The following is a 2,522-nucleotide window of genomic DNA, read 5'->3' as shown; positions in this document are numbered from 1 at the left end:
GGCGGTGTGGTACCGCCGCCCGGCCACCAGCAGCTGCTCGGCCGGGAACTTGGTGATGATCTCGCAGCCGTCGGCGGTGACCACCACCTCCTCCTCGATCCGCGCCGCGGACCAGCCGTCCGCGGCCGGCCAGTAGGTCTCCAGCGCGAAGACCATGCCCTCTTCCAGCGTTTCGGGGTGGTCGAGCGAGACCAAGCGGCTGAAGATCGGCTTCTCCCAGATGGACAGGCCCACCCCGTGGCCGTACTGGAGCGCGAACGCGGCCTCCTCGTCGGGGAAGCCGAACTCCTGCGCGCGTGGCCAGACCGACACGATGTCCGCGGTCGTCGTGCCGGGGCGGACGAGCGCGATCGCCTGGTCCATGTATTCCCGGCAGCGCATGTACGCGTCACGCATCGCGGGCGAGGCGCTGCCCACCGCGAAGCAGCGGTAGTAGCAGGTGCGGTAGCCCATATGGCTGTGCAGGATGTCGAAGAACGCTGGATCACCGGGCCGGATCAGCCGGTCGGAGTACACGTGCGGGTGAGGCGAGCAGCGTTCCCCGGAGATCGCGTTGACTCCTTCGACGTATTCGCTGCCGAGGTCGTACAGTGTCTTCGCGACCAGTCCGACGCATTCGTTCTCGCGGACTCCGGGACGCAGGAAGCTGTAGAGCTCCTCGTACGCGGCGTCGACCATCGAGCAGGCCTGAGCGAGCAGGCCGATCTCGTCGGGTGTCTTGATCCGCCGCGCTTCGAGGAAGAGCTGCTGCCCGTCCACGACTTCGAGCCCCGCGCGCTGCAAGGCGAACAGCACCGGCGGCTCGACCACGTCCACGCCCACCGGCTCGTGTTCCAGGCCGTGCTCGGCCAGTTCCACGTAGATCTTGCGGGCCAACTCGTCGGCGATGCCCGCGTCCGGATGGAACGCGCCGCGCAGCGTGGAGATCCCGGCGCGTGCCCGCTTCGGCCCGTCCAGCCAGGGGTTGTAGAGCTGGTGGTGGCGGGCGGCGGAGCCGAAGTCCCAGACCACCGGCTCGCCGGCGCTCGAGGCGCCGGTGTTCGATTCGGCAGAGCCCGCTGCGGCCCGTGGTAACAGGGCAAACCGAATCAGCTTGTCCACGGCCCACGTCCCGATGTGGGTCGCGGTCATGTACCGGATGTTGGCGAAATCGAAGGCCAGCAGCGAACCCAGCGACGAGGCCGCGAGCGTTTCGCGCAGCCGCGCGAGCCGCGACTCGCGCAACCGCTCGGGATCGACGCGCTGCTCCCAGTCGACGGTATTCAGACCGAACGTGCGCGTCGCACCTGCGTAGGGACCGGACGGGGTGTGTGTAGCGACAGCCATTGGCGCCTCCTCGACCAGTCCGCACGCTAAGCCTGACTTCTCGATGCGTCAAGTACTGCTTAACATGATTGAATCGGGGCTGCGCTGGATCCAGGTTCGGATCGAGTACGGGAGACTGGCCGGGGTGCCGGAGGGAGTCGGGATGCCGTCGGACGTGCCGTGGCTGGGCCTGCGCCTGCGGGAAGCGCGCGTGGCGAAGGGGATGAGCCTGCGCGCGCTCGGCGACGCGGTCGGGGTGTCGGCGAGCATGATCTCCCAGATCGAGACCGGCAGAAGCCGTCCCTCAGTCAGCACCCTGTACGCCATCACCACCGCGCTGGAGATCTCGATCGAGGACCTGTTCACGCCGCCGGCAGAGCACGGTGATGCGGGACAGAGTGTTCCGGGACAGAGTGTTCCGGGACATAGCGATCTGGGACACAGCGTTCTGGGACACAGCGATCCCGAGCACGGTGATTCAGACGGTGACTCAGGCCGTGGCGATTCAGGTAGTGATGATTCAGACAGTGGTGATATGGACCGTGGTGACTCAGAACGGCGCGATGCGCGGCAGGACCGGGATCAGGACCGCGCTGCGGCCGTCGCGCGGCTGAAGTCCGGCCCGCTGGTGCATCCGGACCAGCGCGCGCAGCTCACCCTCGACTCCGGGGTGACCTGGGAACTGCTTGGTGACCTGCCCGGCCGGCCGTTCGACTTCCTTCGGATGACCTATCCGCCGGGCGCGCGGTCGTCCGTGACCGGCGCGCTGATGCGGCACGCCGGCTGCGAGTACGGACTGCTGCTGAGCGGGGAACTCGTGCTGACCCTCGGCTTCGAGGAATTCAGGCTGCGCGCCGGCGATTCGGTCTCGTTCGAGTCGAGCGTGCCACACGGCTACCGGAACGACGGCGACGAGCCAGCGGTCGGGGTGTGGTTCGTGACCGAGGAGCCGCACCGCAAGATCTGGACATCGGCCAGTTAGCGTGGCTTAACGCAGGTTGACAGGCGGCTTGACGCGACTTGACACGACTTGACGTGATGCGCCGGTCAGCCGTGTGCGGCTACCAGCGTTCCTTGTGGACGATTTCCTCGTACGGACGCCGGGGAATGGTCCGCGCGCTCACGTCGCCGAACTGCCCGGCGTCGTCGGCCGCGTGTCCGAGCAGCGCCAGTCCGATCGGAATGTAATCCTCCGGGATGCTCAGCAGTTCGCGCAG

2 protein-coding genes are annotated in these 2,522 nt (G+C 67.5%); one reads left to right on the top strand and one right to left on the bottom strand.

All coding sequences use genetic code 11. The annotated features are described in order from the left end of the window. The coding region (locus VGS97_RS28525) for a Xaa-Pro peptidase family protein (RefSeq protein WP_326856780.1) at positions 1 to 1,326 on the bottom strand (1,326 nt) is incomplete at its 3' end. A 64-nt stretch (positions 1,327 to 1,390) separates the two neighbouring features. Here VGS97_RS28525 and VGS97_RS28520 point away from each other — a divergent pair. Continuing rightward, entirely contained in the window at positions 1,391 to 2,287 is an 897-nt protein-coding gene (locus VGS97_RS28520) for an XRE family transcriptional regulator (RefSeq protein WP_326856779.1), read from the top strand. Positions 2,288 to 2,522 lie beyond the last annotated feature (235 nt).

The organism is Actinocrinis sp. (genome assembly GCF_035946395.1).
Lineage (GTDB): Bacteria > Actinomycetota > Actinomycetes > Streptomycetales > Catenulisporaceae > Actinocrinis.
This window is presented reverse-complemented; position numbering and strand designations above follow the sequence as displayed.